We start from the raw sequence: 25,916 nt of genomic DNA, 5'->3' as shown, positions 1-25,916 counted from the left end.
TGCATATTGTGTTTTTATAAAGAAAAAATCCTATATGTAGTGTCTGGAGCCAAAATGCAAAGTATGTTGATCGCTGTGGGCTGTAACCGCTTGCACAAGCGCGATGGCAGCGTGGTTGCCTTTGACGCGGACAAGATCCGCCAGGCGCTGATCGCCGCCGGCAAGGCCACGGGCGAATATGCCGAGGCCGAGGCCGAGGGGCTGCTGCAGGCGGTGCTGGCCCGGTTGGAAGGACAGACACGGTTGAACGTCGAGCAGATCCAGGACCGTGTCGAACGCGTTCTGATGGACGCCGGGTATTTCCTGTCCATGCGCGCCTACATCGTCTATCGCGAACAACACGGACGCCTGCGTCGGGATCGTCGCACCCTGGTGGAAGTCGCCACCTCGATGAACGAATACCTGGACCGCGAGGACTGGCGTGTGCAGGCCAACGCCAACCAGGGTTACTCCCTCGGCGGGCTGATCCTCAACGTATCGGGCAAGGTCACCGCCAACTACTGGCTCGACGAGGTCTACAGCCAGGCCATCGGCGAGGCCCACCGCGAGGCCGACCTGCATATCCACGACCTGGACATGCTCGCCGGCTACTGTGCCGGCTGGTCCTTGCGCACGTTGTTGCATGAAGGCCTCAACGGTGTGCCGGGACGGGTCGAGGCCGGGCCTCCCAGGCATCTGAGCAGTGCCCTGGGGCAGATGGTGAATTTCCTCGGGACCTTGCAGAACGAATGGGCCGGGGCCCAGGCCTTCAGTTCCTTCGACACGTACCTGGCGCCTTATGTGCGCAAGGACAGGCTCGGCTACGACGAGGTCCGCCAGGCGTTGCAAGAGTTCATCTACAACCTCAACGTCCCGTCGCGCTGGGGCACACAGACGCCGTTCACCAACCTCACGTTCGACTGGGTCTGCCCGCAGGACCTGCGCGAGCAGATCCCGGTGATCGGCGGTGAGGAAATGCCGTTCGCCTATGGCGACCTGCAACAGGAAATGGACCTGCTCAACCGGGCCTACATCGAAGTGATGCAGGCCGGCGACGCGAAAGGACGGGTGTTCACTTTCCCGATTCCCACCTACAACATCACCCATGACTTCCCGTGGGATAGCGAGAACGCCGACCGACTGTTCGAAATGACCGCCCGCTACGGCTTGCCGTATTTCCAGAACTTCCTCAATTCGGACATGCAACCCAACCAGGTGCGGTCGATGTGCTGCCGCCTGCAACTGGATGTGCGCGAACTGCTCAAGCGCGGCGGCGGCCTGTTCGGCTCGGCGGAGCAGACCGGTTCCCTTGGCGTGGTGACGATCAATTGCGCGCGCCTGGGCTACCTCTACAAGGGCAACACCAGTGCGTTGCTGCAACGCCTCGATACCTTGATGGAACTGGCCAAGGAGAGCCTGGAGGTCAAGCGCAAGGTCATCCAGCATCACATGGATGCCGGTTTGTATCCCTACACCAAGCGCTACCTGGGCACCTTGCGCAATCACTTCTCCACCATCGGGGTGAATGGCCTGCACGAAATGCTGCGCAACTTCACCGACGACCAGCAGGGCCTGCACACCGAGCAGGGCCGGGCTTTCGCGCTCAGGCTGCTGGATCACGTACGGGCCACGCTGCTGCGTTTCCAGGAGGAAACCGGCCACCTCTACAACCTGGAGGCCACGCCCGCCGAAGGCACCACCTACCGTTTCGCCAAGGAAGACCTCAAGCGCTACCCCGGCATCCTGCAGGCCGGCAGTCCGGTCGCGCCTTATTACACCAACTCCTCGCAACTGCCGGTGGGCTTCACCGACGATCCGTTCGAAGCCCTGGAGCTGCAGGACGAACTGCAATGCAAGTACACCGGCGGCACCGTGCTGCACCTGTACATGGCCGAACAGATTTCTTCCGCCCAGGCCTGCAAGCAACTGGTGCGCAAGGCCCTGGGGCGATTCCGGCTGCCGTACCTGACCGTCACGCCGACGTTCTCCATCTGCCCGGTGCACGGCTACCTGGCGGGCGAACACGAGTTCTGCCCCAAATGCGACGAGGCCTTGCTGCTGCAACAACAGCGCCAGGGCAGCGTTCACTGATCCGATCCATCGACCGCAAGGAGCTACATCCATGACTGCATCACAGACCGTTCCACAGGCACAGCGCCAACGCTGCGAAGTCTGGACCCGAGTGATGGGCTATCACCGCCCGGTGGCGGCGTTCAACCCAGGCAAACAGTCCGAGCACCGCGAGCGGGTGCACTTCACCGAAAGCGCGGCCGGGCGTCCATGAGTCGAGTGCTGCGGGTCGGGGGCATGGTGCCCCTGACCACCCTCGATTATCCGGGCCAACTGGCTTGCGTCCTGTTCTGCCAGGGGTGTGCCTGGCGTTGTCGCTATTGCCATAACCCGCAATTGATCCCCCCGCGCGGCAGCGAGGAGGTGGACTGGTGCCGGGTACTGGCATTCCTGCAGCGCCGCCAGGACCTGCTCGATGCCGTGGTCTTCAGCGGTGGCGAGCCGACTCTGCAGGACGGCCTGGCCCTGGCCATGGAAGAAGTGCGGCAGATGGGGTTTCGCGTCGGCCTGCACAGCGCCGGTATCAAGCCGGCGGCTTTCGCCAAGGTGGTGGGCCTGGCCGACTGGGTGGGTTTCGACATCAAGGCCCTGCCCGAGGACGCGCTGGACGTCACCCGGGTCGAGGGCAGCGGTGCCGCCAACTGGCGCAGCCTCGACCACCTGCTGACCAGTGGCGTGGATTACGAATGCCGCACCACCGTGCATTGGCACCTGTTCGATCCCGATCGACTGTTGACCCTGGCCCGGCGCCTGAGCGAGCAGGGCGTCAAGCGTTTCGCCGTGCAACTGGTGCGCACCGCCCGAATGCTCGACCCCCATCTTTCCAGCGTTTCGGCACAAGCCTTGCAGCCCGAGCTGTGGGGAGCCCTTCGCGAGTTGTTCCCCTCGTTCGTGTTGCGCAGTTGACTCACTGCCACGCTGAGGCTCATCGGCCCGGCCTGACCGGGCATTTTCTCAAGGTTTTCAAATGCGCTGCCGGATGGCAGGTAGTTGAACAGGGAGCATTTGATATGACCAGACTCACCACTGCCCAACGTATCGTCATCGGCTTTGCCATCGCGCCCCTGGCGTTGATCGCCCTGGCGTTCTATGCCTTGCACGACCTGGCGACACTGCGTGACCAGGCCGAGCAGATTGTCCGCCAGGACTGGCCCAGGATCGATCCGATCATGGTGATTGCCACGGGCGTGCGCGATAACGCCCGCAACACCCGGGACCTGTTGATCGACAAGGACAACGCCCAGGTCCAACAGTCCATCGATGCCACCCGGCAACGCATCACCCAGGCCTTTGCCACGCTGGAACCGCTGTTGGTCCAGCCCGAAGGCAAGGCCGCATACGCTGAACTGAAAAAGCGCCGCGAAGCCTACGTGGCGGCGTTCGTCCAGGTGCAGACGCTGATCCGCCAGGGCGCAAGGGACGAGGCGATGACGCAGCTGCGCCAAGGGGTGATCCCGGCGGAGCTGGAGGTGTACAAGAGCCTGGAAGGGCTGATGGCGATGCAGGGCAAGCTGTTCGCCGAGCGCGAGCGCCTGGCCCAGGAACGATACAGCGATGCACGACGCAACATGCTCGCCCTGGTGCTGATGTGCCTGGCCCTGGTGAGCACTGTCGCGATACTGGTGACGCGCAGCGTGACCCGTCCGCTGGGCGGTGAACCCGATGATGCGGCACGGGTGCTGAACCTCATCGCCCAGGGCGACCTGACGATCCGGGTTCCCGTGGGCGTCGGTGCGAATGACAGCGTGATGAGCAACATGCATGACATGCAGCAGAATCTCAACGCCATGGTCCGCCATATCGCGGCCTCGGTGGACCGGGTGGCCAGCTCGTCCGAAGAGTTGAGTGCCGTCAGCAGCCAGACCAACAGCACCTTGCAATTGCAGGGTATGGAAATCGAACAGGCCGCGGCGGCGGTGAACCAGATGACAGCCGCGGTGGATGAAGTGGCGCGCAATGCGGTGAGCACCAGCGAGGCGTCGCGCCTCTCCGAACAGACCGCCCAGCGCGGGCGCGAGCAGGTCCAGGAAACGGTTGCGTCCATCGGCGTATTGGCCGATGGCGTGATGGATTCCTCCTCTCGCATCCAGCAACTGGCGGGACGGGTCGAGGACATCAGCTCGGTGCTGGACGTGATCCGCAGCATCGCCGAACAGACCAATCTCCTGGCGTTGAACGCCGCCATCGAGGCGGCCCGTGCCGGCGACGCCGGAAGGGGCTTTGCGGTGGTGGCCGACGAGGTCCGGGCGCTGGCCCATCGCACCCAGGATTCGACCCGGGAAATCGAAGACATGATCGGCAACATCCGCCAGGACAGCGGCCAGGCAGTGAGTGCCATGCAGAGCAACAGCGAGCGGGTGCAGAGCGCCCTGCAAGTGGCCCAGCGCTCGGGCGATGCCCTGGATGAAATCGCCCGTTCGATCTCGCAGATCAACGAGCGCAACCTGATGATCGCCAGCGCCACGGAACAGCAGGCGCTGGTGGCCCGGGAGGTAGACCGCAACCTGACGGGGATTCGCAATCTGTCCGAGCAGGTGCTGCTGGGCGCCCGTCACACCGACACGGCCGGTCAGGACCTGGCCCAGATGGCGGGTTCGCTGCATGAAACAGTGGCGCGGTTCAAGGTGTAGCCAGCAGGCGATGCCCAGGGACATCGAGCGATGTCCCTGGTCCCGGAGGACGAGCCAGCTCGCAATGGCGGTGAGTCAGCTTATGGCAAAAGGGGCCGTGCCGATGTCATCGCAAGCAGGTTCGCTTTCACAGGGCGGTGTGTCACCAGCCCCAGAACTGTAACCACCAGCCATAGCCCACCAGCCCGCTGGCCGATACCAGGCAGGCCATGGCGGGCAATCGTTGGAGGGGTGTCGCTGCGCTCTGTTCCAGGCGCCGGTAACCCAGCCAGAGGCTCCAGGCGATCGCCGCCACCAGCAGCCCGGCGCGAGCCGGCTGCACCCACTCGAGCAACAACCCTTCATAGCGCAACAGCTTGACGGTGGTGGCCGACAGGCCGAGGAACAATCCTGCACCGCCAAGGGGCGTCAAGGTGATGGCCAAGGGCCAATATTGGGCGGGATCGCCCACGAATCTCGCCGCCAGGCGCATCAGCAACAGCAATGAGGTGCCCAGCAGCATGGCGCTCGTGCCCAGGTAAGCGAGGATGCAAAACCCGTCGAGCCAACTGAAACTGTCATTGGCCTGGGGGTAATGGGTCAGCAGCCACCAGGGAGCATTGTCCTGCAGCGGCCAGAACAGCTCGTGGGCAACCAACCATTGTGCCAGCGCTTGCTTCAAGGCGATGAACCAGGGGCTGACGGTCCATTGAAAGGCGCCCATGGCCAGGCCGATGACCCCGAACAGCAGCAGGCGCACGTCCCATGCCGAGACGGTGGCCGGCGTCGCCTCCAGGATTTCCTGGCTGCTGGAACGGGCAATCAAGCGCACCGCATCGCGCTGGCCGCTGCAACGACCGCAGGCGTGACAGTCCGCGGCGCCCCGCAGGCGGCGGATATCCAGCAGCGGCGCACAATTGGGCGGCGGGCGGCGGGGGCCGGAGTTCTCCAGCCAGCGTTGTTCGTCCACAAAAAAATGCACCGGCGCCAGGCGGGCGAGCAGGGCGAAGACGCCGCTGACCGGACACAGGTAACGGCACCAGACCCGCTTGCCTCGGGCGAACAGCAGGCCGACCACCATGGCCGCGACGGTCGAGCCTCCCAGGATCAGCAGTGCCGCCTGGGCGTAGTCATAGACGCTGATCAGCTGGCCATAGATCGTGGTCAGGCAGAACGCCAGGGTGGGCCAGCCGGCCCAGCGCATCCCGCGGGGCACGCCCAAGCCCTTGCCATACCGACTGGCCCATTCGCTCAACGCGCCCTCAGGGCATAACACGCCACACCAGAGCCGACCGAACAGTACGATCGACAGCAAGACGAACGGCCACCAGATTCCCCAGAACAGGAACTGCGCCAGCAGGGTGAGATTGTCGAACAGCCGCGCCTGGCTCGCCGGCAATGGCGCCACGGCGGGCAGCACCAACAGCACTGCATAGAACAGCACCACCCCCCATTGCACGGCGCGAATGGTCGCACCGTGGCGCCGCATGCGATCGCCCAGGCGCTGGAGCCACGGGTTCAGGTCGGGCATGGCAGGCTTCGCGTCTTGCGCGGCCGCAGCCATCCGGCCACCAGCAGCCAGTAGCCCAGCCATACGACCAAGGTCAGCATGCTGGGGCTCGCCCGATAGCCGGCGAAGTCGGCCAGCAGGCCGCCCAGGCCATGGTCGTCGTCGAGTACCGCGCCGGTGTCCCAGAGGGCGTCCCCGATGGCGCGATACACCGGCTCGGGCCAGTCCATGGCGAGCCATTGCCCGGCGATCCGCTCCATGCCGCTGACCAGCAGCGCGGCCCCCAACAGCAGCAGGATCGCTTCGCTGATGGCGAAGAAATGTGGCCACGAGATGAACCGGCGGCTGCCGTGCAGCAGGGTGACGGTCAGCAGCGCCAGCGCCAGGCCGGCTACTGCGCCAATGGCGAACAGGCCCAGTGACGTGCCTTGCAACCTCGCACCGGCTCCGTACAGGAAGACCACGGTTTCACTGCCTTCGCGGCTGACCGCCAGCAGTGCCAGGACCAACAGCCCAAGGCCACCCTGGCGGTCCAGGCGCTCACCGGCGTGGCGTGTCAGGTCCTGCTTGAGTGTCCGGGCGTTTCGGTGCATCCAGCCCACCATCTGCACGATGAGCAGGCTGGCGATCAACGCCAGGGAGGCTTGGAACCACTCGTTCGCGGCACCGCTCATGGCCTCGCCGGCGAGCAGGATCAGGCCGGCCAGGAGCACCGACACCAGCAGGCCCAGCGCGGCTCCGCTCCATACATAGCGCGACAGTCGTCGGGACTGTGGCCGGCGACCGACCCAGGCCAGGAGAATCCCGATGACCAGCAGCGCCTCGACGCTTTCGCGCCAGACAATGAACATCGATTGAGTCATGCAAACGCCTCCTGCTGGCCGTTACCGGGCCAGGATGCCGCCCTCGGGCAGTTGCGGATTGAATTCATCGAAGAACGGATAGTGCCCGGGGCGCAGCGGGTGGATCACGACGAACGTGGTGACGCCCGGCGACAGGACCTTTTCCACCCGCAAGGGCGTGCTCTCGAACTCTGCCGGACCCTGGCCGACGTTCTTGAGCACGATCTTGAAACGTTGTCCGGCGGGCACTTCCAGCAGGGCGGGGGTGAAGTGGCCATCACGAATGCTCAGCTCGTAGGTCGGCAATTGCGCATGGGCCGCCGAAGGCAGTGCCAGGCCGGCCAGCATCAGCCACGCCAGGCGGCGATGGCTGGCGGCGTGGGGCGTGCGGGGTGCACGGTTCATCTTCAATACCCGCCTTTCTTGCCGATGCCGGCATAGACGAATTCGTACTTCAATTCACAACGTTCGAACCACGGCGCCACGCCGGTTTCCTTGTCGGTATGACGGCCCAGGGAGGCATGGCCACCGGGCGGCAGGACGGTGAAGGTCAGTTGATATCTACCGGGGCCGAGCAGTTTCACGTTGTCGCCGTAATGCGGTCCGTCGTTGGCCACCATGGCGTGGAAGTCGCCTTTGAGCTCGGTGTCGTTGCCCTGTTTCTTCAGCTTGAACGAGACGTTGAGGTAAGGCACGAAGCTGCCTTCCTGGAAGCCTTGCTGATTGTCTGCCGTGGCACGGATGTCGGCTTCCAGGTGCACATCGGAATCCGCCGTGGCCCGCATCATGCCGGCGGGGGCCATTTCGATCGGTTGCAGGTACACGGCACCGACCTCGAGTCCTGGGCACAGTTGCGGTTCGCCGATGGGGTATTCCCTGGCCTGGGACAGCGGTGCGATGAACAGCAGGGCGAGAGACAGTGGGGCAAGCGTGCGCATGACGATTTCCTGAACGGCTTGGAGTTCGGCCGAGTCTAGGAATGTTCGCTGCGAATAATAATGATTATTGTCAATTTCCAGCGCGATTGCGCCGGGCCGGATCGTGGTTCATCGGCCGTTCTTGATCGAAATCAAATGTGCCCTGGCGGTACAGCGATAGGGTGCACCTACACCCATCCGTCAGCGGTATCGACATGGCCAAGCCCTTTCCCATCAGCCCCAAACACCCTGAACGTATCTGCTGGGGGTGCGATCGGTATTGCGCATCGACTGCCCTGGCGTGCGGCAACGGTGCCGATCGCACCATGCACCCGGCGGAGATGAGCGGGGAGGATTGGTACCTGCAAGGTGACTGGGGCCTGGAGCTGGTGGACATCACCGCCAAGGTCATCGACCCAAGCGCCACTCACCTGAAGGAATGAAGCAGCCTTATCAGGTCCTGTACGAACGGCCTTGATACTCGTTCATGTTGCGTTGAAAACTGCCTCGCCTGAGCTTTCTCTCAAGACTTTTCGTACAGACCCGGGGAGCCAGCAAAGCTCACTGGCCCCCGAGCAGGGATGTCTACAACTTCGGCATCTGCCCGATCCGCCCCATCATCTCGGTCACGATCTGCAGGTCCAGCAGGAATTGCTCGACGGTCTTGAACTCGTTGTCGTTATGACCGGTGTACTTGACGTCAGGCATCGCCAGGCCGAATTGCACGCCGTTGGGCAGGTCATGGACCGACGTAGCGCCCGCCGAGGTGCCGAACTTGTGTTCCATGCCCAGGTTCTCGGTGGCCACGGCCAGCAGCGCCTTGACCCATTCACCTTCGGGGTTGCGGTACATCGGATCGTCAATGGAATAGTCAAAGGCCACCGCAACGTCGGACTTCTTGCTCCAGGCCGCCAGCTTGTCAGCGATTTCCGTCTTGAGCGCTGCCGTAGGCTTGCCGACCGGCACCCGCAGGTTGACGGCGAGCTTGAAGGCTTTGTCATCCATCCCGACGTAGGTCAGGGAGGCGGTCAACGGGCCCATGAAGGTGTCGGAAAACCCGATCCCGAGCTTGTTGCCCAGGTAGTCCAGGCCCCAGTTTTCGGCGGCGTAACGAGCGGCATCGGTGATGTGGTTGTGCTTGAGCGCCACCTGTGCGTCGAGGCCGTTGATGAAGTCCAGCATCCTCGCCACGGGGTTGACGCCCGACTCGGGTTCGGAGGAGTGGGCGGAAACCCCGGTGAAGGTCAACTGGACATCCGGGCCGGCCACCTGGGTAGCCACTTCGAAATCGCCGCCATTGCGCCTGGCGTACTCGGTTGCGGCCTTGAGCAGGCTGGCGGCCAGCTCGGTCGGCCTGTCGCTGGCGAAGGTGGCCACCGAAGTGGATGGAATCTGGTTGGTTGCCAGGCCTCCGGTCAATCCAGTGATTTCGGCGCCCTTGCCCTCTGCGGTGCGCCGGGGGAACTTGGCCATGACCGTGCCATAGCCTTTCTCGGCGATCACGACCGGATAGCCGCCATCCAGCGCCAGGTTGTAGTCGGGTGTGGGGTTGCGTTCGAAGTAGTAGGGGATGGCGTCGCCGGTGGTTTCCTCGGTGGTGTCCACCAGCAGCTTGAAGTTTCTCGCCAGCGGCAGTTGTTCTTCCTTGATGATCTTCATGGCATAGAGCGCCACGACGATGCCGTTCTTGTCGTCCTCGGTGCCCCGGCCGTACATGCGGTCGCCCACCAGGGTGACTTTGAACGGGTCGAGTCGGGTGCCGTCCTTCAGCACCCAGTTCTGCGGCGTCACGGGTACCACATCGGCATGGGCATGGATGCCCACGACCTCGTTGCCGCTGCCTTCGAGTGTAATTTCGTAGACGCGGTTATCGACGTTGCGGAAGTTCAGGTTGAAAGACTGGGCCAGGCTCTTGATCTTGTCGGCGATCTTGAGGAACTCGGGATTCTCATGCTGGGCCACGCCGTCCTGGCGGTACGTCGGGATGGCCACCAGCTCGCGCAGGGTTTCGGTGGCCGCGGCACCGTATTTCACCCGGGCATAGAGGCCCAGCAGGCGATGGATTTCGTTCTGCTGCTCAGCCGAAAGGGGTTTGTTGCCCTGGAAGGCACTGATGGCCGGAGCCAGATTGGCCGTTTTGGCCAGGTCGCTCTTGGCGACTTCTGCGAGGAACTGCCTGAAGTTGGAGACCGGCGTGCTGGCGAAGGTTTTGACGATGGTCGAGCCCTGCTGGGCGGTGATGTTGGCGAAGGCGGGCGTGGTCAGCGAGGCGAGGCTGGACAGCATCAGGGTGGCCGCGGCCAGGTGTTTGAGCGAGAAGTCCATTGCTGGGCATTCCTTTGCAGGCGGTTGGGAGACAAGTGTCTGATTTTGTGACACAAACGCTTACAACCTAACAGGCGAGCGAGGGGCGGGGGAGTCTTGCAGGGGATTGTGTCGCACAGCGAAGCAAAAACGGCGCAGATTTGAAAAACGATGTGGGTGAGCGGGTATTCACCTGATCCGAGCCTGATGCAGGACCCGGGGAACGCCAAGCGGGTCCACGACTGGCCAGCAGGCTCGCGATGGCGGTGGATCAGTTTGCATCCAGGCTGATCCGGTTGCCGTCGTCGCGAGCCGCTCGCTTGCGCAGGGCGTGGCTCAGTGCGGTGCGCGCGGGATGGTCTTGAGCAGGTCTTCAGGGCTGATGTAGCCGACCACCGGCTCCGCCGTGCTGCCTGGCAATGGCAGGTCGAGGATATGCCCCTTGATCTTGCCGATGACGTGCATCTCGCATGGCTTGCAGTCGAACTTCAGGGTGAGCACCTCGTCGCCGTGTATCAGTTGCATCGGCGCAACCTTGGTGCGCACGCCGGTGACGCCCTTGGCTTGCTTGGGGCAGAGATTGAACGAAAACCGCAGGCAATGCTTGGTGATCATCACCGGTACTTCGCCGGTCTCCTCGTGGGCCTCGAACGCTGCGTCGATCAGCTCGACCCCATGGCGATGATAGAAATCCCGGGCCTTCTGGTTGTAGACGTTGGCCAGGAACGACAGGTGCGACTCCGGGTACACTGGCGGCGGGTCGGTCTCGGCCTTGCGGCCACCGCGTGGATGGGCGGCGACACGGGCAGCGGTCAGGGCTTCGATGACTTCGCGCCGCAACGCCTTGAGCTGCGAGTTGGGGATGAAGAACGCCTGGGGCGCATCCAGCTTGATCGACGTGGCGTGATAGTCGGTGGTGCCCAGTTGGCCGAGCAGGTCGTGCAACTGCTCCAGTGCCTGTTCCGGTTTGTTCGCCAGGCCGAAGGGGCCGTCGAGGCTGACGCTGGCACTGATGCCTTCTTCACTGGTGGCGACCAGTTCCAGGCGTTCCTCGCGCAGGTGCGCGACCCAGGACAGGCCCACCCGGCGTTCAGCCGAAGTCTTGAGCAGTGCTTGCTGCCAGTTGTGGTCCAGGTTGCGGCTCAACGGGTGGTTGGGACGTAGCTGGTACATCCCGGCTGGCATCTCGTTGGGCTCGACGCGGTAGCGGTAGCGCTTCTGGCCGTCCTCTTCGAACTCGCCCCTGGGCTCGGCGATGTTGGCCCGGAAGCCCACCACTTCCCGCTTGACCAGCACGTTGAGGCCGTCGCCGTTGGACAGCGGGTCGAACGTCACCACCTGCAGGTCGCGCTTGCCGACCTTTTCCACCACGCCCACCGGTACGCCGGTGAAGGTCGGCGAATCGAAGGCGCCGATGTCGATCTTGCGCTCGCTGACGAAATAGTCGGTGCTGCCCCGGTGGAAGGTCTTGTCCGGATCGGGCACGAAGAAATGCGCGGTACGGCCACTGGAGGCGCGGGCCAGGTCGGGACGGTCTTCGAGGACATCGTCCAGGCGCTGGCGGTAGTAGGCGGTGATGTTCTTCACATAACCCACGTCCTTGTAGCGCCCCTCGATCTTGAAGGAGCGCACACCGGCTTCCACCAGGGCACGGATGTTGGCGCTCTGGTTGTTGTCTTTCATCGACAGCAGGTGTTTTTCATAGGCGACCACCCGGCCCTGGTCATCCTTGAGGGTGTAGGGCAGGCGGCAGGCCTGGGAACAGTCCCCACGGTTGGCGCTGCGGCCGTTCTGGGCGTGGGAAATGTTGCATTGACCGGAAAACGCGACGCACAGGGCGCCGTGGATGAAAAATTCGATGGCGGCATCGGTTTCGTCGGCGATGGCGCGGATTTCCTGGAGATTCAATTCCCGGGCCAGTACCAGTTGCGAGAACCCGGCCTGGTCGAGGAACTTGGCCCTTGCCAGGGTACGGATGTCGGTCTGGGTACTGGCATGCAGCTCGATCGGCGGAATATCCAGTTCCATCACCCCCAGGTCCTGGACGATCAACGCGTCGACACCAGCATCGTACAACTGATGGATCAGCTGGCGGGCCGGCTCCAGTTCGTTGTCGTGCAGGATCGTGTTGAGGGTGGTGAACACCCGGGCGTGGTAACGATGGGCGAACTCCACCAGCCGGGCGATATCGCCCACCTCGTTGCAGGCGTTATGACGCGCACCGAAACTCGGGCCACCGATGTACACGGCGTCGGCGCCGTGCAGGATGGCCTCGCGGGCGATGGTCACGTCGCGGGCAGGGCTGAGCAATTCCAGATGATGCTTGGGCAAGGACATGTGTTTTTCTAATCAGGCTGGTCACGGTCGAAGCGCGCATTGTAGCCGTCAGGCGGCTGCCCGGCACCTGTGGACTTGGATTTGTGTGCGCGGACCGATGCACGGCGGTACCGCGGCCGCCACCCGGAGGGCTAGCGCTGCGCCGGTTCGGCGCTGCACCAGCGGTTGCGCCCGGTGTTCTTGGCCAGATACAGGAAGGCATCGGCGGCCTTGATCAGCATGGCGGGCGTCACGTCCTCGGTGCCTGGCCGACAGCTGGTGATTCCCGCGCTGGCGGTGACGATTCCCAATGGATGGTCGCCGTGTTCGATGTTCAGCGCCCTGATGGATTCCAGTATCGTCTGGGCGACCTTGGCGGCACCCACGCTGTCGGTACTGGGCAGCAGGACGGTGAACTCTTCACCGCCATAGCGGACGGCCAGGTCGCTCGGCCGCTTGACCGCATGCTGGATCGCACTGGCGATCGCCCGCAGGCAGTCATCGCCCGCGGCGTGCCCGTATTTGTCGTTGAAGCGCTTGAAGTAATCCACGTCCAGCATGATCAGCGCCAGCGAAGAGCCCTGGCGCCTGGCCAGTCGTAGCTCATCGGCCAGGGTGATGTCCAGTTTCCTGCGGTTGTACAACCCGGTGAGACTGTCGGTCAGGGCCATGGCCCGCATGGTCTGGTGCGCATCGAGGATCTGTTGTTCCATGGCCATCCGATAGCGCAACTGGCTCAGCACGATCAGCCCGAAACTGACCAGGGTCAGGATCAGGAACACCAGCACGAAACCGGTCTTGAGCAGGTCGCGACGCCAGGGGGCGATGATGGATTCCCGGGACAGGCCGGCTTCCACCACCAATGGGTAGGTGGTCAGGGCCCGGTAGCCATAGAGCCGCTCGGTGTCGTCGACGACGGCCCTGGCTTCCGCGATGCCCTGGTTCGAGTTCGGCAGGAAGTGCTTGAAGATGACGCTGTTGACCAGGCTCTTGCCCACCACCGAGTCGACAAAGGGGCGTCTGACCAGGATGGTTCCATTGCGCATGGCCAGGACCAGGGCGCCCTTGTCGTCGATCTTGAAATCACCGTAGTAATCGACGAAATAACTGACCTTGACGGTGCCCAGCAACACCCCGGCGAAGGAGCCATCGGGATTGTTCAGGCGGCGGGAGATGGGAATGATCAGATCGTTGGTCGATCGGCTCCTGATCACTTGGCCGATGCGCACGTTTCGATCCTTGTGGGTGCGGTGGTACTGGAAATAGTCACGATCTGAATTGTTCGCTTCCTCCGGTATCACTGCCTTGTCCGTGACCAGCCATCTGCCGTCGGGACCGTAGATGAACAGCCCGTGCAGCTGCGGCATGATGGCCGATTGCTGTACCAACAGTTTGTGAATGCGCGGGATGTCCATGTTCTGGAGTCCGTCGCCTTCCACGCGCTCGCTGAGCGCGGCGGTCACCACATCCACTTGCCGGATGGTGTCCTCGGCATGTTGCGCCGTTGCCCGCGCCAGGTTCGTCACCGAGTCGCGGGCGGCCGCGAAGGCCGCACGATAGTCACGCCATGTCCGCCAGCCTTCAACGCTGAGGAACGCCACAACCACCACCAGCATGAAACTGACCGTAAGCCGCAGTGCAGCCCCAGCCTTCACAGCCGGGTGGGAAAAGGCCTCGTCGGTACTGTCTATCTTTGGCTCCGGCTGTTCGCGTCCGAGCATTACATATCCTTTGGCGACTTTTCTGCGCATCTTGCGGTGCGCAGCCTACCTTATCCGAAACCGGCACGTTAGCTGACTACGGTAGGGCCGGTACAGGTGGTGGCACTCGTGGGGCGAAAAAAAAGATAGAGTAAAGACGCATGGGCTTGTGACAGGTACTCGTCGGGCGTCAGTCCAGTAATAGTCCATGCGTCGCGTCACGCAAGCCATTGCCGCAATGCGGGGGAGGGGGCAGGCATGAAGGTTGGCGTCATCTCCGATACTCACGGCCTGCTCCGCCCCGAAGCGCTCGAGGCATTGCGCGGCTGCGAACGGATCATCCATGCCGGTGATATCGGTGGGCTCGATATTCTTGAGCGATTGGCCGAGATCGCCCCTTTGCAGGTAGTGCGCGGTAACAACGACCTGGGGACCGACTGGGCTGGCCGGCTGGCCGATCGCCTGCAGTTCGACCTCTGCGGGTGGCAGGTCTTGCTGGTGCACGACATCGCCGATGTCCCGGCTTCACTCGACCCGCGCGTGAAACTGGTGATCACCGGCCATTCCCATAAGCCCGGCATCGACTGGCGCGGCGAGCGCCTGTACCTCAATCCGGGTAGTGCAGGGCGTCGGCGTTTCAAGCTGCCGGTGACCCTGGCCTTGCTGGAGGTGGATGCAAACGCCATTGAACCCAGCATCGTCACTTTGCTGGAGGACCCGCCGCCTCCCGGCCCATGACCGGGAGGCGGCGGCGATCAAGGCTTCTTCGATCTTTGCCCCTGGTACGGGTGTGCGCTGGTCGCCGGTATCATGCCGCCGAGCTTGTTATCGATCCTCTCCAGTTCTCGGTATGGGCCTGTAGTTGCTCATGCAAACGTTGCATCGGTGCTGAGATCAGGTCGAGCCGGCGGGCCAGCGCCCCTCGGTGGAACAGCGCCTGCCAGCTGATATCTGCCTCGCCGGGCATCAGCCCGGTGAAGATGAATCCGGCCGCCATCAGTCGCCGGTAATCGTCGTTGAATTGCCGGCGAAGGCTGAGCCTCACTGAGATGGACCAGTGGGCAGGCAATTGTTGCAGTTGCCTGGCCAGGTGACGGCCGATGTGTCCAGCCACGACGTCGACCCGCCCCGGCAACTGCCTGAGTTGCAGAGGTTGCACCGAGCACGGGGCGTCATCGAGCGTGACGCCAAACCGCGATGCCATTGGGGCCATGAACCATTGGCATGTCGCAGGCCATCGGATCGAGGGCAATGGCCGGCGATGGCCCTGGATCATCTGGCAGCCGACCACCACGGTTTCGGCCAGGGCAACGTCGAACGGCGAAGGCACATGGTCGGGCATCAGCCCGGTGTCATGGAAACCCAGTCGTTGTGCCAGCCGTTGGCTGTAGGGATGGCTGGTGACTTGCTTGATCGACAGCCTGGCGAGTCCGAGGTCCTGGCACCGCTCCAGTAACTGCCGACCCAGGCGGGTTGCAATCTGACTGCCTTGCAGGGTGGGATCCACCGCCATCAGCGCCAGTTCCGCATCTTCATGACGGGGGGCAGCCTGGCACAGCGCAGCATGGCCGACGACACGTTCATCCAGCACCGCCACCATGGAACGCCACCGTTGGTGCAGGTTATGTTGGCAGATCATGTGGGGCAGGTAGACGTCCGGCGAAACGTAGTGGTACCCGTACACCCGGCGGAACAGTTCGCTTGTGCCGACGGCATCCGCAGGCCTGAACGGCCTGATGACCAGGGCGCTCATTGGCTGCGGCCCGTCGGGCCGTAGGATCGCCGATCGATGACCGGCAGGTGCTTGCCGGAGCGGGGATGGCGCTCAAGGTCCCGTGCATGGCAGGCCCGGACCTCCAGGCCAACCCGCTCGATGCCCGGATACAGCCTGGTGAGAGCGGCCTCCAGCGCCAGTGACAATGATTCATATGCTTGAAGGGGAACGCCGGGGGTCCATTTGAGCACCACGCGATCGTTGCCTGCCACCTGCTCGATGATCAGTTGCCATTGAGCGTCACCGGCCATGCCCTGGATGATTTCATTGATCTGCGGCGCAGACAGCGAAAGCACGCCCACCCGTACCCGTTGACTGTGGCTGCTGCGTCCCTGAAGCGCGAACTTGCGGCGCGGCGTACCGACCGGTTCACGCCAGCAGGCACGGTCGCCTACCGGGTAGCGTAGGATCGGCATCAAGGTACGGGTGAAGTTGGTCACCACCAGGTTACCGGGTCGGTCGCACGCCTCGATGACATCCCCGCTCAGTTCATCGATGATTTCCACCCGAGTCTGTTCGTCGAAGACCCGGTGTTCCCCTGGATTGCAGTCCGGGGTACTGGCCCCCACCAGCCCGGCGTCCACGCTGGCATAACCGATCGATGTGAAGCGTGCCTTCGGAAGGGCGCTTCTCAACGATGGCAGCTGACCTTCGAACAGGTGCTCTCCACCGAATAGCACCGTGGTGACCTGGGGCAACGTCCGTCCCTGCTGATTCAGGTGGCTGGCGAATGCCAGCAAGTGCGCCGGAACCCCGGCCAGCACATTGATATGGTGCGCGGTAATGGCGTCCGCCAGGATGTCGGGTTCGACCGAGCCGGTGAAGGGGAACTCGGTGATGGCTGCTTCAATGCGAGACAGGGCGCCGTGAATGAACAGGAAACTGGCATACAGGTCCCCGGAAAAGAACAGATTGGCGACTCGATCCCCTGCCTTGAGTTGCGTGGACAGGCTGCGACCGAAACAGTCGAGCATCCATTGCCACTCTTGATGGGTATAGACCGACAGTTTCCCCTGGCCGGTGGTGCCCCCGGTCTTGAAGACCAGTGCGTCCTGTACCCGATCGGTCAGTACCTCCCAGGTGTCCAGGTCCTGGCTGTCGGACCAGTAATCGTTGACGTCCGCAACAGGTATGTCCTGCAAGGCGCAGCCCTGGGACGGTAGATGTCCCAGGTGTCTCTGGTAATACCTTGAATGCTGGCGGACATGGGCCAGCCAGGGTTCAAATGTGAAGGAAATGCTCATCGGGATTCTCTGGAAAAATTCACGGGGTGACGGACAGGCAAAAGGCAATCAGCCGTGTTTTCTGACGTCGATCACCAGCGGGACCTTGCCGCTGTGCCTGTTATGTTCGAAGCACTCGGCCGGACAGGATTGGACTTCCAGTACCAGCAGGGCGGCATTGACCGAGGTGGACAATGGCCGCAGGCCCAGGACCCTGTGGCGGACCGCCCGGGCATCACCGTCGGCGCGAATCAGCAAGCGTTCACAGCCACTTGTGTCGTGATCGAGAACCACCTGGATGGCCACTTGCGCCCGTTCGGTGAGTTCCTGGGTATTGATGAACTCCGTGGCGATGCGAACCAGGCGGCCGTGACGCTGGCGCAATTCGAACCGGGGCGATTCCAGGCCACACGGGCAAGGGGTGGTCAACCAGCGTCCACAATCGCCGACTTCATAGCGGCGAAGGGGTTGTGCCTGGCGCAGGCGGGAAGTGAACAGCAGCCGTCCGGTGTCCCCACGCCTTAGCGGGATGTCCTGGTCCAGGGCGACGATTTCCAGGTGCTGGATGTCGGCCATCAGATGGAAGACACCCTCGTCGCTGGCGAGGCAGGCATGGCCCAGTGGGCCGGCATCCACGGTGCCATAGATGGCTGAGCGGATGCTCGTGACGCCGCAGTCCTGAAGCAGTTGCCGACTGCCTTGGCCCAGGTGCTCGCCACCGAGCAGTACCTTGCGTACGCCACCGTAACCCTGGAGCGCGGGCCGCTGGCTGGAGAACAAGCGGTGCAGGGTGCTCGGCATGCCCACCACGGTGTTGACGTCATGGGCGACGATCAACCGGGCGATTTCATCGAAATCGTTGTCCGAGGGAGCGCCCATGGGGTAGTGCACGACGTTCATCTGTTCAAGAATTTTCGAAAAGCTGAAAAAACCGCCATAGAGGCCGCCCCCATAGAACAGGTTCATGACACGGTCCCGTGCGGGATCGAGTCCGGCGGCGCGCAACCCGTCGGCTGCCGCGCGCATGTGGCGATCGAAGTCGCGATGACTGTAGGACGCCAGCACAGGCGCACCGCTGCTGCCGCCGGAGCGGAAGAACAGCTGTGCCTGGGCACTGACGGGTAATGCGGCGAAAGCCGCCTTGTCCATGATGGGGGTCGAGGCGTCGACCGACAGAGCGGGGGGCGGCCGGTCCAGGGTGACCCGATGAGGTGCGATATCCGCCTCGAGACTGACCGACACCCGACGGCTCAACCGTTGCAGCGCATAGACGCCGTCATGGGGCTCGCCGTCATAGCCTTGCTGGACGGCCGCGGTCGCTGAAACACGGGTTACGCCAGCGGCTAGCAGGCCGCGGGTCAGTTCCGCGGCCTGGTCCGCTTCACACATGAGCGCGCAGCTTTGCAGTACATTGCGCCAGGGCAGCAGGGTTTCGATCAATGCCGCCCGAGGCACGGGGCGCAGCAATAGCGTGCGGAACAGCGGCGATGGCGACAACTGGCGATGATGTTCCCACAGAATGCGCCAGCCGCTGCCGTCCCAGACCTGGCCGGTGACTTGCGCGAAGCTCTGGTCCAGTCGGGCAAGAGCCGTCCGGGTAGTGATCTCGCAGGCCTCCGCGGTGCTGACCGCCAGCGCCGGCCAGCGCCCGGACCGTCGTTCGAACGCAGCGGCGAGCGCATTGCCCAATGCCTGCAACGCAGCAGGTTCATCGCTGTCCACCAGCAGCCATTGCGGGCTGGAGCAGGCTTGCTGATCCAGGCGGCAGATTTCGTCCACCAGGCAGTCCAGTGCCTGTGGGCTGGCGGCGCGGAGCGTGACATAGGCGAAGCTGATGCGATGGCCCCAGTCGATCCAGCGGCACCCGCCGGGGATCTGCTCGCGCATGGCCCTGAGGGCCGTTTCTCCACCCCACGCGCTGACGCCTTGCGCCAGGGCGAAGAGACGATTGTTCTCGTGGTACGGCAGCGGCAATACCGCCAGGTATTCGCGCAGGCGGCCGCTTGGATCGCAATCGAGGAAGGCCTTGAGCGCCCGCGCCGTCAGGCCCTCGTCACGGGTGCTTGGACGTATCCAGTTGATGTTGCCCGCCAGCAGGCTTTCCAGGGCGGCGCAGAACGCCAGCAGCGGTGCGTTGCCCGGCGTGACGTGTACCACCAGGCCCAGGGGCTGCCAGCTTTCGAAGGGGCCATCGCTGTAGTCGATGCGCCTGATCGAGCGAGGGGACGGTCCCAGTTCACGCGTCAGCTTCACGCCCAGGTGATCGCGACTGCAGAAGGCGATCAGCGCCTGGCACTGATCCTCGGTCAGGAATGGGGCTCGACCGGCAGAGCTCAGCTTTTCTACGAACGTCTCGGCGCATTCGAGCACGCTGTCGCTCGAGGGTGGCGAGGCCAGGAGGTCGGGCAGCCGTGCCTGCAACCGCTGCAGCGTCTCGTCCAGGGGCAGCTCCCCATGCAGTTGGCCGTTGATGAGGTACATGTCAGTTCTCCTTGATCATTTCGGCGGCCGCCATGGCACAGCTTCGGCTGGCGCTGGTGCCGGCACGGCCATGCAGCTCGAACCACTGGGTAGCCGAGCCGCATTCGCAATCGGCGGGGTGCAGGGTCGCGAGGTCGCTCATCACCACGGCATGGGCCGGGCTGGAAGAGATGTAGGGCGATACGAAAGACAGCAGACCCGGTGCGCCGAATGGCTGGACGCTGAAATCCGAGGGGTGGCGGACGAAGACTCTGGAGTACACCGGTACATGGAAGCGGTGGTGCGCACATTCGATGTACGGCACGGCATGTTCGACCGCGCCATAGCCGTCCCGGCAACGCTGGGTGTCGATACCCAACTGCCGGCGGATGTGCTCATAGACCTGCTGGCGGGGAATCTCCTGGGCGGCCTGTTTTTTCCAGCCGCCTCCCAGGAACACCAGGGAATCGGGCGCAAGCTTCAGGTCCGGGACGGCGGTTTCGCGCATGCGCTCAAGTACATGGCAAAGCAGCGCCGGGAAGCCGAATATCCTGACCGGCAGGCCCTGCTCGGCGAATTCCTGCAATGCGCGGATGACGCCAAAGACATCGAACTCATGGCCTTTTCCGGTGCGCCGCAACGCATACGCAACGCGATTGACCGGGGCAAAGCGACACAGGAACTGATCGGTATAGGCAGTGCCCAGGCGATTGTCAGGTTCGGGTTCGTGGCCGAGCAACAGATAATTGCAAGGCGAATCCGGCGTGAACCAGCCGTAGTGCTCGAAGATCCGCGCCACCATCCCCTGGGCGGCCGCCATGCTGCGTTCGTCGTAGCGCATGCGGCTTTTCTGCCCACTGGTGCCGGAGGAGGTCAGTTCCAGGGCATCCCCGGCGGTGGGGCTGAGCAGCAGTCGCTGCTTGAAGTAATTGGCGTAGATGGGCGGCAGGCGCGACCAGTCGGTCAAATGTTCCAGGTCTGCGGCGCCAAGGCCGTTGGCGTTGAGCCAGTCTTCATAACCCGGCGTGTGGTGGCTATGGAACAGGCTGATCTCTGCCATGGCACGATCGAACAGTCCGGTGGGCATCGATTCGGGGCTATAGGGATGGCGCGATGCGCATAGCGCATCGGCATGGGGGAAATGGATCATTGGATTTCCTCAGGACGGCAAATCAGGCTTGAGTGACCGGACGGGTCATGAACAGGCGCAACACCACAAGACAGCTGAGCCCGGCGACGCCGGTCTTCAGCGCAAAGGATTCCAGGCTTGATCCGGCGCCCAACAGTGCCAGCAGCGAACCGGCCGAGCTCATCACCGCGATGGAAATCATCCCGACCATGGCCGAGACCAGGCCTTTGCTATCGTCGCTGGCGTAAAGGGCCAGTCGATACAGTGCTGCGTTGCCCATGCCCAGCCCGAGGGCATAGAGCGACAGGGCGCCGACCAGAACCGGCAGGGAAAGCGGCAAGCGGCTGGCGAGCACCAATGCGATCAGGCCTGCACACAGGGGCCAGAGGCTGTAGCGCAGCACACCGCGCACGCCAGCCCGCTCCACCAGGCCATTGAGCAGGAGATTGCCGAGGATCACCGCGGTGAAGACCGGAACCTGCCACAGCCCGTACAGCAGCGGAGAAAGGCCCTGGCCCTCGATCAACAGCAACGGCGACAGGCCTATCCAGGCAATCAGGGGCAGGCTCATCAGGCCCAGCGCCACGCTGGCAGAGAGGAAACCGACATGGCCCAGCAAGGCGCCATAACGCTTGAGCAGCCTGGGTAGCTCGAAGGGCTCGGACGCCGACTGGCGATAAGCCGGTCCGGGTTTGTGCGGCATGAACCCCCACAAGGCCAGCCAGCTCATCGCCCCCAGGCCGGCCAGCAGCAGGAACAGCTCGCGCCAGGACAGCCATTGCAGCATCAGCCCCCCCAGCAAAGGGCCCAGCAAGGGAGAGAGAAGGGCGAGGTTGCCCAGTAGCGCCATGACCTTCACGGCGTCCGATTCGCTGAACATTTCCTGTATGGCGGGATAGCTGACGGCAATCACGAAGCCCAGGCCCATGCCCTGGATCAGGCGAAGGCCATTGAACCCCGGCATGTGGGTGACCTGGGTAATCGCCGCGCACGCCAGCACGAAGCCGGCACAGCCGGCGAGCATGAAGGGGCGCCGCCCATGGCGATCCGACAGGGGGCCGATCAGCCAGGGCAGCATGACGCCGCCCAGCAGGTAGAGGTTGAAGGCATAGGGTATCTGGTCCGCAGTTGCACCGAGCTCTTCGGTGACTGCAGGCATGGCGGGCATGACCAGGTCACTGGCCATGTAGGTGAGGAGTTCGAAAAGCGCGATAGCCAGGCAAAAACCTGTCAATCGATTGGGTGAGGAAGTTGTCAGCAAGTTTTGCATGGTTTCCAACGTTATTTTCAATAAGGAGGTAAGTGCCTCTTATTCGAGAATACGTGGGCGGGTTTCAGGGCCGAAATAAGCGTTGCCCTTAGTTTGCGGAGGAAACCTGACTTAAAGTTGTACGAACAAATGCCCTGCCGTGTGGGCATTTGTTCCTGCTTTGGGTAATCAGTCTGATGCCGCTGGCCTGGCAGGCGGCCCGTCGGTTTCTGACGATTCAGCCACGTCAGTCAACGGTGTGGGTCGAAGCCTGGACCGCCGTGGCGCCCTGGCCCATCGCCATGACCCCGGTCGTGAGGAAAGAACAGGCAGCCGCCCAGCATCAGGGTGGACGACGGTGCGAGCAGCAGGGTTATACGACGAAACATAAATAAATCCTCATGATGAACAGCACCGGGTTGCGTGCAAACGCGCCTTCGGCTGTACCATGGGACCCCGTGTGCTGCCCCTTGTCCCTGGAATCGGGTAGGCACCTGGCAAGCAGACGGATACAGAACGGATACATTCAGGAACTGGCAATGACTCATTCGCAACGCTTGAAATACTCGATCCTGATCGTCCTCGTGGTCCTGGCAATCATGCTCGGGCTGTCCTGGATGCAGAACAAAGGCATGATCAGCGAACAGCTGTTCCAATACATCGCCATTGCCGTGGCGGTCATCGTCGTCGTGATCAACGGGGTGATGCGACGCAAGGTCAAGCCCTAGCGCTTCGCAGGGAGCGCCTGGCGTCAGTCTCCAGCCTCGAGCGCAGCCATTGCCCTGTGGTGCAGGCTATAGCTCTTGTCGGGGTTGAGTGTCAGTACCCCCTCGCTGCACAAGCGCTTCAAGACCTCGCGTACGCTGAGGAAGGACAACGGAATGTCCAGCCCCACCAACTGGCTGTGTACCCCTCGTACACCCAGGCTGCGGTTTTCCCCTGCCGCCGTCAGCAGCGCATCGATGACCTTGAGGCGAATCAGGCTGGTTCTGAGCCCGAAGCTCTTTAGCAGGCGCCTGATGTGCTCATTGCTGCCGCGTTCCGTTGGCCTGGCGAACACGTTGTCGGGGGTCTTTATCGCGATGCCGGTTGACCCCGGCTTACCCTCCCTGGGCAGTTGCGCGTTATGCATGCAGAAACTCCTTACCAGCCTGAACAGAAGAAAAGATTGCAAATACTCTCCTGATAGGACGAACGAGAGCGGCCAATCATGAAGGCGCGGTTGTAAAAAAATGCGGCAATGTCGCGCAAGCCCCGTGATCAGGCCTCTGGCTGGTCATTAATTTTTTTTAATCCGGTTCGTTTCCAAGGAAGGCGCGTTCCCGGCTTCATGCCCGAGGGATGTGATTTCCAGGCCGGATATGACGTTTTTCCTGCTGTCCTTTCAGTAGCCGTCCCGGTTTTTCAAGGTTTTCGATCAGGAGTGAACGTGAAGATATCCGGGCAGTTATCGAGGTTTTGCCTCACAGGCGCGGTTCTGGGCGTGGGGCTGGGGCTTGCCGCCGTTGCCAGCGCCCAGGGCGATGCGCAACAGGCCAGCGCCGAGATCCGTCGTACCCAGTTTGGCGTGCCGCATATCCGTGCCGAGAATGAGCGTGGCCTGGGTTATGGCATCGGTTATGCCTACGCCCAGGACAATCTCTGCCTGCTCGCCAATGAAATCGTCACGGTCAATGGCCAGCGCTCGCGGTATTTCGGGCCCGACCAGGTCACGGTCGAACAGCGGAAAAACACCGCCAGCGACCTGTTTTTCAGCTGGCTCAACACCCCCCGGGCGGTCTCCGGTTTCTGGCAGGCACAGACGCCCGAGGTGAAACAGCTGGTCGAGGGGTATGCGGTGGGCTACAACCGTGCCTTGTCCGAGCGCCGGGCCAAAGGGCTGCCTGAGCAGTGCGCGAGCGAATGGGTACGACCGATCACCGCGCTGGACCTGGTCAAGTTGACCCGTCGCCTGCTGGTGGAAGGCGGCGTTGGCCAGTTCGCCGAAGCCCTGGCCGGTGCACAGCCGCCCAGGGCTTCGGCGGACGCCGCCGTGCCGGTGGCGGATTTTGTGGTCGCCGCCGAGCGACAGCAGCGCTTCGCCCTGGAGCGCGGCAGCAACGGGCTGGCCATCGGCAGTGAACGTTCCTTCAACGGACGCGGCATGCTGCTGGCCAATCCGCATTTTCCCTGGCTGGGGGGCATGCGCTTCTATCAGATGCACCTGACCATCCCGGGCAAGCTGGATGTCATGGGCGCCGCGTTGCCGGGGCTGCCGGTGATCAACATCGGTTTCAGCCAGCATCTGGCCTGGACCCACACTGTCGACACTTCCAAGCATTTCACCCTGTACCGCCTGCAGCTCGATCCCAAGGACCCGACCCGTTACCTGATCGATGGTGAGTCCGTACCGATGAGCCAGCAGACGGTCACGGTGGAAATCAGGCAGCCCGACGGCCAGGTGAAGTCGATTTCGCGGGTGGTCTACGGCTCCCGGTTCGGGCCGGTGGTGCAGTGGCCCGGACGGTTGGACTGGGACGGCCAGTTTGCCTACAGCCTGCGGGATGCCAACCTGGAAAACGATCGGGTGTTGGCCCAGTGGTACGCCATGAACCGGGCTGTCACCCTCGAGGATTTCCAGAATACCGTGCATGAGATCCAGGGCATTCCGTGGGTCAACACCCTGGCGGTGGATGACCAGGGGCAGAGCCTGTACATGAACCTGTCGGTGGTGCCGAACGTGGGGGCCGATAAACTGGCCCGCTGCAGCGACCCGCGGGCCGGGCAGAAGTTGATCGTCCTGGACGGCTCGCGTAGCGAATGCGCCTGGGATGTGGACCCGAAAGCTGCGCAGAAAGGCATCTACGCCGCCGAAAAACTTCCGCAACTGTTGCGCCGCGACTTTGTGCAGAATTCCAACGATTCGGCCTGGATGGTCAACCCGTCACAACCATTGTCCGGCTATTCGCCCTTGATCAGCCAGCAAGGCCAGCCCTTGGGCCAGCGGTCGCGTTTTGCCCTGGACCGGCTCGGCAGGCTGGCCCAGCAAGGACCGGTGAAGGTGGAGGACTTGCAGCGCATGGTAATGGACGACCAGGTCTACCTGGCCGACCAGGTGATGCCAGACCTGCTGGCGTTCTGTTCGGCCGAATCGGGCGCCGCTGCAGCGGTACTGGCTCAGGCGTGTGCCAGCCTGAAGGCGTGGGACCGTACTGCTGGCCTGGACAGCGGATTGGGGTTCGTTCATTTCCAGCGCATCATGGAGCGGCTGCAGGCCGTGCCTGATGCCTGGCGCGTGGCCTTCGACCCAAAGGACCCACAACATACGCCACGAGGCCTGGCTGTCGAGAAGCCGGCAGTCAGCGAGGCAGTGCGCCAGGCCATGGTCGCCTCGGTGGAGGCGGTGAAGGCCGCCGGGCTGCCATCCTCCAGCCGCTGGCAGGATCTTCAGGTCGCCAGCAGCGGTGGCCGGCAGACACCGATCCACGGCGGGCCTGGGGAGCTGGGGATCTACAATGCGATTCAGAGTGTGCCGGGGGCAAACGGCAAGCGCGAAGTGGTCAGCGGCACCAGTTACCTGCAAGTGGTGACATTCGACAGCAAGGGGCCCCAGGCACAAGGGCTGTTGGCATTCTCCATTTCCAGCGACCCGGCATCCCCTCATTCGGCGGACCAGACCGAGGCGTTCTCGAAGAAACGCTGGAGCGTGCTGCCATTCACCGAACAGCAGATCAAGGCCGATCCCCACTACCAGGCGCTGATCATTCGTGAGCGCGATGAGGCCGGCAGGGTGGCCACGCAATAAGCCTGGAGCCGCAAGACAGCCTGCGATAGCGTCAACGCCGACGCCATCGC

At 63.1% G+C, this 25,916-nt stretch carries 22 protein-coding genes; 8 read left to right on the top strand and 14 right to left on the bottom strand.

Annotation, left to right across the window (positions count from 1 at the left end; all coding sequences use genetic code 11):
- Window positions 1-54 precede the first annotated feature (54 nt).
- The 4 genes from BT179_RS11875 to BT179_RS11860 all read left to right on the top strand — a co-directional run bounded on the left by BT179_RS11875 (window position 55) and on the right by BT179_RS11860 (window position 4,679).
- Window positions 55-2,070 (top strand): ribonucleoside triphosphate reductase, encoded by a 2,016-nt coding sequence (locus BT179_RS11875; protein WP_072431138.1) that lies wholly within the window; start codon window positions 55-57, stop codon window positions 2,068-2,070.
- 31 nt (window positions 2,071-2,101) lie between these two features.
- Window positions 2,102-2,263 (top strand): anaerobic ribonucleoside-triphosphate reductase, encoded by a 162-nt coding sequence (nrdD, locus tag BT179_RS11870; protein WP_072390945.1) that lies wholly within the window; start codon window positions 2,102-2,104, stop codon window positions 2,261-2,263.
- The gene (locus BT179_RS11865; protein WP_072431137.1) at window positions 2,260-2,955 is read left to right on the top strand and encodes an anaerobic ribonucleoside-triphosphate reductase activating protein; all 696 of its coding nucleotides are present in this window, start codon (window positions 2,260-2,262) and stop codon (window positions 2,953-2,955) included. The genes nrdD and BT179_RS11865 overlap by 4 nt, the downstream gene beginning before the upstream one ends.
- Before the next feature lie 104 nt (window positions 2,956-3,059).
- Window positions 3,060-4,679 carry a methyl-accepting chemotaxis protein gene (locus BT179_RS11860; protein WP_072390951.1) on the top strand — a complete coding sequence of 540 codons (1,620 nt, stop codon included), beginning with the start codon at window positions 3,060-3,062 and terminating at the stop codon, window positions 4,677-4,679.
- Between the two features lie 142 nt (window positions 4,680-4,821).
- Here BT179_RS11860 and BT179_RS11855 read toward each other — a convergent pair whose 3' ends face one another.
- Genes BT179_RS11855 through BT179_RS11840 form a run of 4 tightly spaced genes read right to left on the bottom strand, consistent with a single transcriptional unit; the run spans window position 4,822 to window position 7,948 of the window.
- Window positions 4,822-6,189 carry a 4Fe-4S binding protein gene (locus tag BT179_RS11855; protein ID WP_072431154.1) on the bottom strand — a complete coding sequence of 456 codons (1,368 nt, stop codon included), beginning with the start codon at window positions 6,187-6,189 and terminating at the stop codon, window positions 4,822-4,824.
- On the bottom strand, window positions 6,177-7,031 hold the full coding sequence (locus BT179_RS11850; protein WP_072431136.1) for an FTR1 family iron permease: 855 nt from the start codon (window positions 7,029-7,031) through the stop codon (window positions 6,177-6,179). Before BT179_RS11850 ends, BT179_RS11855 begins: the two co-directional genes overlap by 13 nt.
- Before the next feature lie 21 nt (window positions 7,032-7,052).
- Window positions 7,053-7,415, bottom strand: coding sequence for a cupredoxin domain-containing protein (locus BT179_RS11845; RefSeq protein WP_072390957.1), 363 nt, complete (start codon window positions 7,413-7,415; stop codon window positions 7,053-7,055).
- Window positions 7,416-7,417: 2 nt separating this feature from the next.
- Window positions 7,418-7,948, bottom strand: a complete 531-nt coding sequence (locus BT179_RS11840) for an iron transporter (RefSeq protein WP_072390960.1) — start codon at window positions 7,946-7,948, stop codon at window positions 7,418-7,420.
- A gap of 194 nt (window positions 7,949-8,142) precedes the next feature.
- On the opposite strand from BT179_RS11840, the gene BT179_RS11835 reads away from it, so the two are divergent.
- Window positions 8,143-8,370, top strand: coding sequence for a DUF3079 domain-containing protein (locus BT179_RS11835; protein ID WP_072390963.1), 228 nt, complete (start codon window positions 8,143-8,145; stop codon window positions 8,368-8,370).
- A gap of 142 nt (window positions 8,371-8,512) precedes the next feature.
- Here the strand turns inward: BT179_RS11835 and BT179_RS11830 are convergent, their stop codons facing one another.
- From BT179_RS11830 to BT179_RS11820, 3 genes are all read right to left on the bottom strand, one after another.
- Window positions 8,513-10,252 carry a dipeptidase gene (locus BT179_RS11830; protein WP_072390967.1) on the bottom strand — a complete coding sequence of 580 codons (1,740 nt, stop codon included), beginning with the start codon at window positions 10,250-10,252 and terminating at the stop codon, window positions 8,513-8,515.
- A 315-nt stretch (window positions 10,253-10,567) separates the two neighbouring features.
- Window positions 10,568-12,568, bottom strand: coding sequence for a peptidase U32 family protein (locus tag BT179_RS11825; RefSeq protein WP_072390970.1), 2,001 nt, complete (start codon window positions 12,566-12,568; stop codon window positions 10,568-10,570).
- Between the two features lie 131 nt (window positions 12,569-12,699).
- Window positions 12,700-14,268 (bottom strand): sensor domain-containing diguanylate cyclase, encoded by a 1,569-nt coding sequence (locus BT179_RS11820; protein ID WP_072431135.1) that lies wholly within the window; start codon window positions 14,266-14,268, stop codon window positions 12,700-12,702.
- 237 nt (window positions 14,269-14,505) lie between these two features.
- Between BT179_RS11820 and BT179_RS11815 the strand changes: the two genes are divergently transcribed.
- Window positions 14,506-14,985 (top strand): metallophosphoesterase family protein, encoded by a 480-nt coding sequence (locus BT179_RS11815; RefSeq protein ID WP_072431134.1) that lies wholly within the window; start codon window positions 14,506-14,508, stop codon window positions 14,983-14,985.
- A 70-nt stretch (window positions 14,986-15,055) separates the two neighbouring features.
- Here BT179_RS11815 and BT179_RS11810 read toward each other — a convergent pair whose 3' ends face one another.
- The 6 genes from BT179_RS11810 to BT179_RS26750 form a co-directional block, all read right to left on the bottom strand.
- Entirely contained in the window at window positions 15,056-16,000 is a 945-nt protein-coding gene (locus tag BT179_RS11810; RefSeq protein ID WP_072431133.1) for a GNAT family N-acetyltransferase, read from the bottom strand.
- Window positions 15,997-17,265 carry a phenylacetate--CoA ligase family protein gene (locus BT179_RS11805; RefSeq protein ID WP_072431132.1) on the bottom strand — a complete coding sequence of 423 codons (1,269 nt, stop codon included), beginning with the start codon at window positions 17,263-17,265 and terminating at the stop codon, window positions 15,997-15,999. The genes BT179_RS11810 and BT179_RS11805 overlap by 4 nt, the downstream gene beginning before the upstream one ends.
- 48 nt (window positions 17,266-17,313) lie before the next feature.
- A complete protein-coding gene (locus BT179_RS11800) occupies window positions 17,314-19,725 on the bottom strand; it encodes an acyl-CoA reductase (protein ID WP_072431131.1) in 2,412 nt (803 codons plus the stop codon).
- A gap of 1 nt (window position 19,726) precedes the next feature.
- The gene (locus BT179_RS11795) at window positions 19,727-20,854 is read right to left on the bottom strand and encodes a LuxE/PaaK family acyltransferase (RefSeq protein WP_072431130.1); all 1,128 of its coding nucleotides are present in this window, start codon (window positions 20,852-20,854) and stop codon (window positions 19,727-19,729) included.
- Window positions 20,855-20,876: 22 nt separating this feature from the next.
- Complete coding sequence (locus BT179_RS11790) at window positions 20,877-22,103, bottom strand: MdfA family multidrug efflux MFS transporter (RefSeq protein ID WP_072390991.1); 1,227 nt, start codon at window positions 22,101-22,103, stop codon at window positions 20,877-20,879.
- A gap of 230 nt (window positions 22,104-22,333) precedes the next feature.
- Window positions 22,334-22,471: a hypothetical protein gene (locus BT179_RS26750; RefSeq protein WP_176776526.1), complete on the bottom strand. Its 138-nt coding sequence runs from the start codon at window positions 22,469-22,471 to the stop codon at window positions 22,334-22,336.
- 150 nt (window positions 22,472-22,621) lie between these two features.
- Here BT179_RS26750 and BT179_RS11785 point away from each other — a divergent pair, with 150 nt between their 5' ends.
- A complete protein-coding gene (locus BT179_RS11785; RefSeq protein ID WP_024780171.1) occupies window positions 22,622-22,810 on the top strand; it encodes a hypothetical protein in 189 nt (62 codons plus the stop codon).
- Window positions 22,811-22,833: 23 nt separating this feature from the next.
- On the opposite strand, the gene BT179_RS11780 is transcribed toward BT179_RS11785, so the two are convergent.
- Window positions 22,834-23,214, bottom strand: coding sequence for a fe2+ zn2+ uptake regulation protein (locus BT179_RS11780; protein ID WP_072390994.1), 381 nt, complete (start codon window positions 23,212-23,214; stop codon window positions 22,834-22,836).
- A 297-nt stretch (window positions 23,215-23,511) separates the two neighbouring features.
- Here BT179_RS11780 and BT179_RS11775 point away from each other — a divergent pair, with 297 nt between their 5' ends.
- Window positions 23,512-25,866: a bifunctional acylase PvdQ gene (locus BT179_RS11775; RefSeq protein ID WP_072431129.1), complete on the top strand. Its 2,355-nt coding sequence runs from the start codon at window positions 23,512-23,514 to the stop codon at window positions 25,864-25,866.
- Window positions 25,867-25,916: the final 50 nt, after the last annotated feature.

Source organism: Pseudomonas sp. NFACC43 (assembly GCF_900119645.1).
Classification (GTDB): domain Bacteria; phylum Pseudomonadota; class Gammaproteobacteria; order Pseudomonadales; family Pseudomonadaceae; genus Aquipseudomonas.
This window is presented reverse-complemented; position numbering and strand designations above follow the sequence as displayed.

Coding starts and splice junctions, on each gene's coding strand:
- BT179_RS11875 (WP_072431138.1), top strand. CDS start 55: ATGCAAAGTATGTTGATCGCTGTGGGCTGTAACCGCTTGCACAAGCGC.
- nrdD (WP_072390945.1), top strand. CDS start 2,102: ATGACTGCATCACAGACCGTTCCACAGGCACAGCGCCAACGCTGCGAA.
- BT179_RS11865 (WP_072431137.1), top strand. CDS start 2,260: ATGAGTCGAGTGCTGCGGGTCGGGGGCATGGTGCCCCTGACCACCCTC.
- BT179_RS11860 (WP_072390951.1), top strand. CDS start 3,060: ATGACCAGACTCACCACTGCCCAACGTATCGTCATCGGCTTTGCCATC.
- BT179_RS11855 (WP_072431154.1), bottom strand. CDS start 6,189: ATGCCCGACCTGAACCCGTGGCTCCAGCGCCTGGGCGATCGCATGCGG.
- BT179_RS11850 (WP_072431136.1), bottom strand. CDS start 7,031: ATGACTCAATCGATGTTCATTGTCTGGCGCGAAAGCGTCGAGGCGCTG.
- BT179_RS11845 (WP_072390957.1), bottom strand. CDS start 7,415: ATGAACCGTGCACCCCGCACGCCCCACGCCGCCAGCCATCGCCGCCTG.
- BT179_RS11840 (WP_072390960.1), bottom strand. CDS start 7,948: ATGCGCACGCTTGCCCCACTGTCTCTCGCCCTGCTGTTCATCGCACCG.
- BT179_RS11835 (WP_072390963.1), top strand. CDS start 8,143: ATGGCCAAGCCCTTTCCCATCAGCCCCAAACACCCTGAACGTATCTGC.
- BT179_RS11830 (WP_072390967.1), bottom strand. CDS start 10,252: ATGGACTTCTCGCTCAAACACCTGGCCGCGGCCACCCTGATGCTGTCC.
- BT179_RS11825 (WP_072390970.1), bottom strand. CDS start 12,568: ATGTCCTTGCCCAAGCATCATCTGGAATTGCTCAGCCCTGCCCGCGAC.
- BT179_RS11820 (WP_072431135.1), bottom strand. CDS start 14,268: ATGCTCGGACGCGAACAGCCGGAGCCAAAGATAGACAGTACCGACGAG.
- BT179_RS11815 (WP_072431134.1), top strand. CDS start 14,506: ATGAAGGTTGGCGTCATCTCCGATACTCACGGCCTGCTCCGCCCCGAA.
- BT179_RS11810 (WP_072431133.1), bottom strand. CDS start 16,000: ATGAGCGCCCTGGTCATCAGGCCGTTCAGGCCTGCGGATGCCGTCGGC.
- BT179_RS11805 (WP_072431132.1), bottom strand. CDS start 17,265: ATGAGCATTTCCTTCACATTTGAACCCTGGCTGGCCCATGTCCGCCAG.
- BT179_RS11800 (WP_072431131.1), bottom strand. CDS start 19,725: ATGTACCTCATCAACGGCCAACTGCATGGGGAGCTGCCCCTGGACGAG.
- BT179_RS11795 (WP_072431130.1), bottom strand. CDS start 20,854: ATGATCCATTTCCCCCATGCCGATGCGCTATGCGCATCGCGCCATCCC.
- BT179_RS11790 (WP_072390991.1), bottom strand. CDS start 22,103: ATGCAAAACTTGCTGACAACTTCCTCACCCAATCGATTGACAGGTTTT.
- BT179_RS26750 (WP_176776526.1), bottom strand. CDS start 22,471: ATGTTTCGTCGTATAACCCTGCTGCTCGCACCGTCGTCCACCCTGATG.
- BT179_RS11785 (WP_024780171.1), top strand. CDS start 22,622: ATGACTCATTCGCAACGCTTGAAATACTCGATCCTGATCGTCCTCGTG.
- BT179_RS11780 (WP_072390994.1), bottom strand. CDS start 23,214: ATGCATAACGCGCAACTGCCCAGGGAGGGTAAGCCGGGGTCAACCGGC.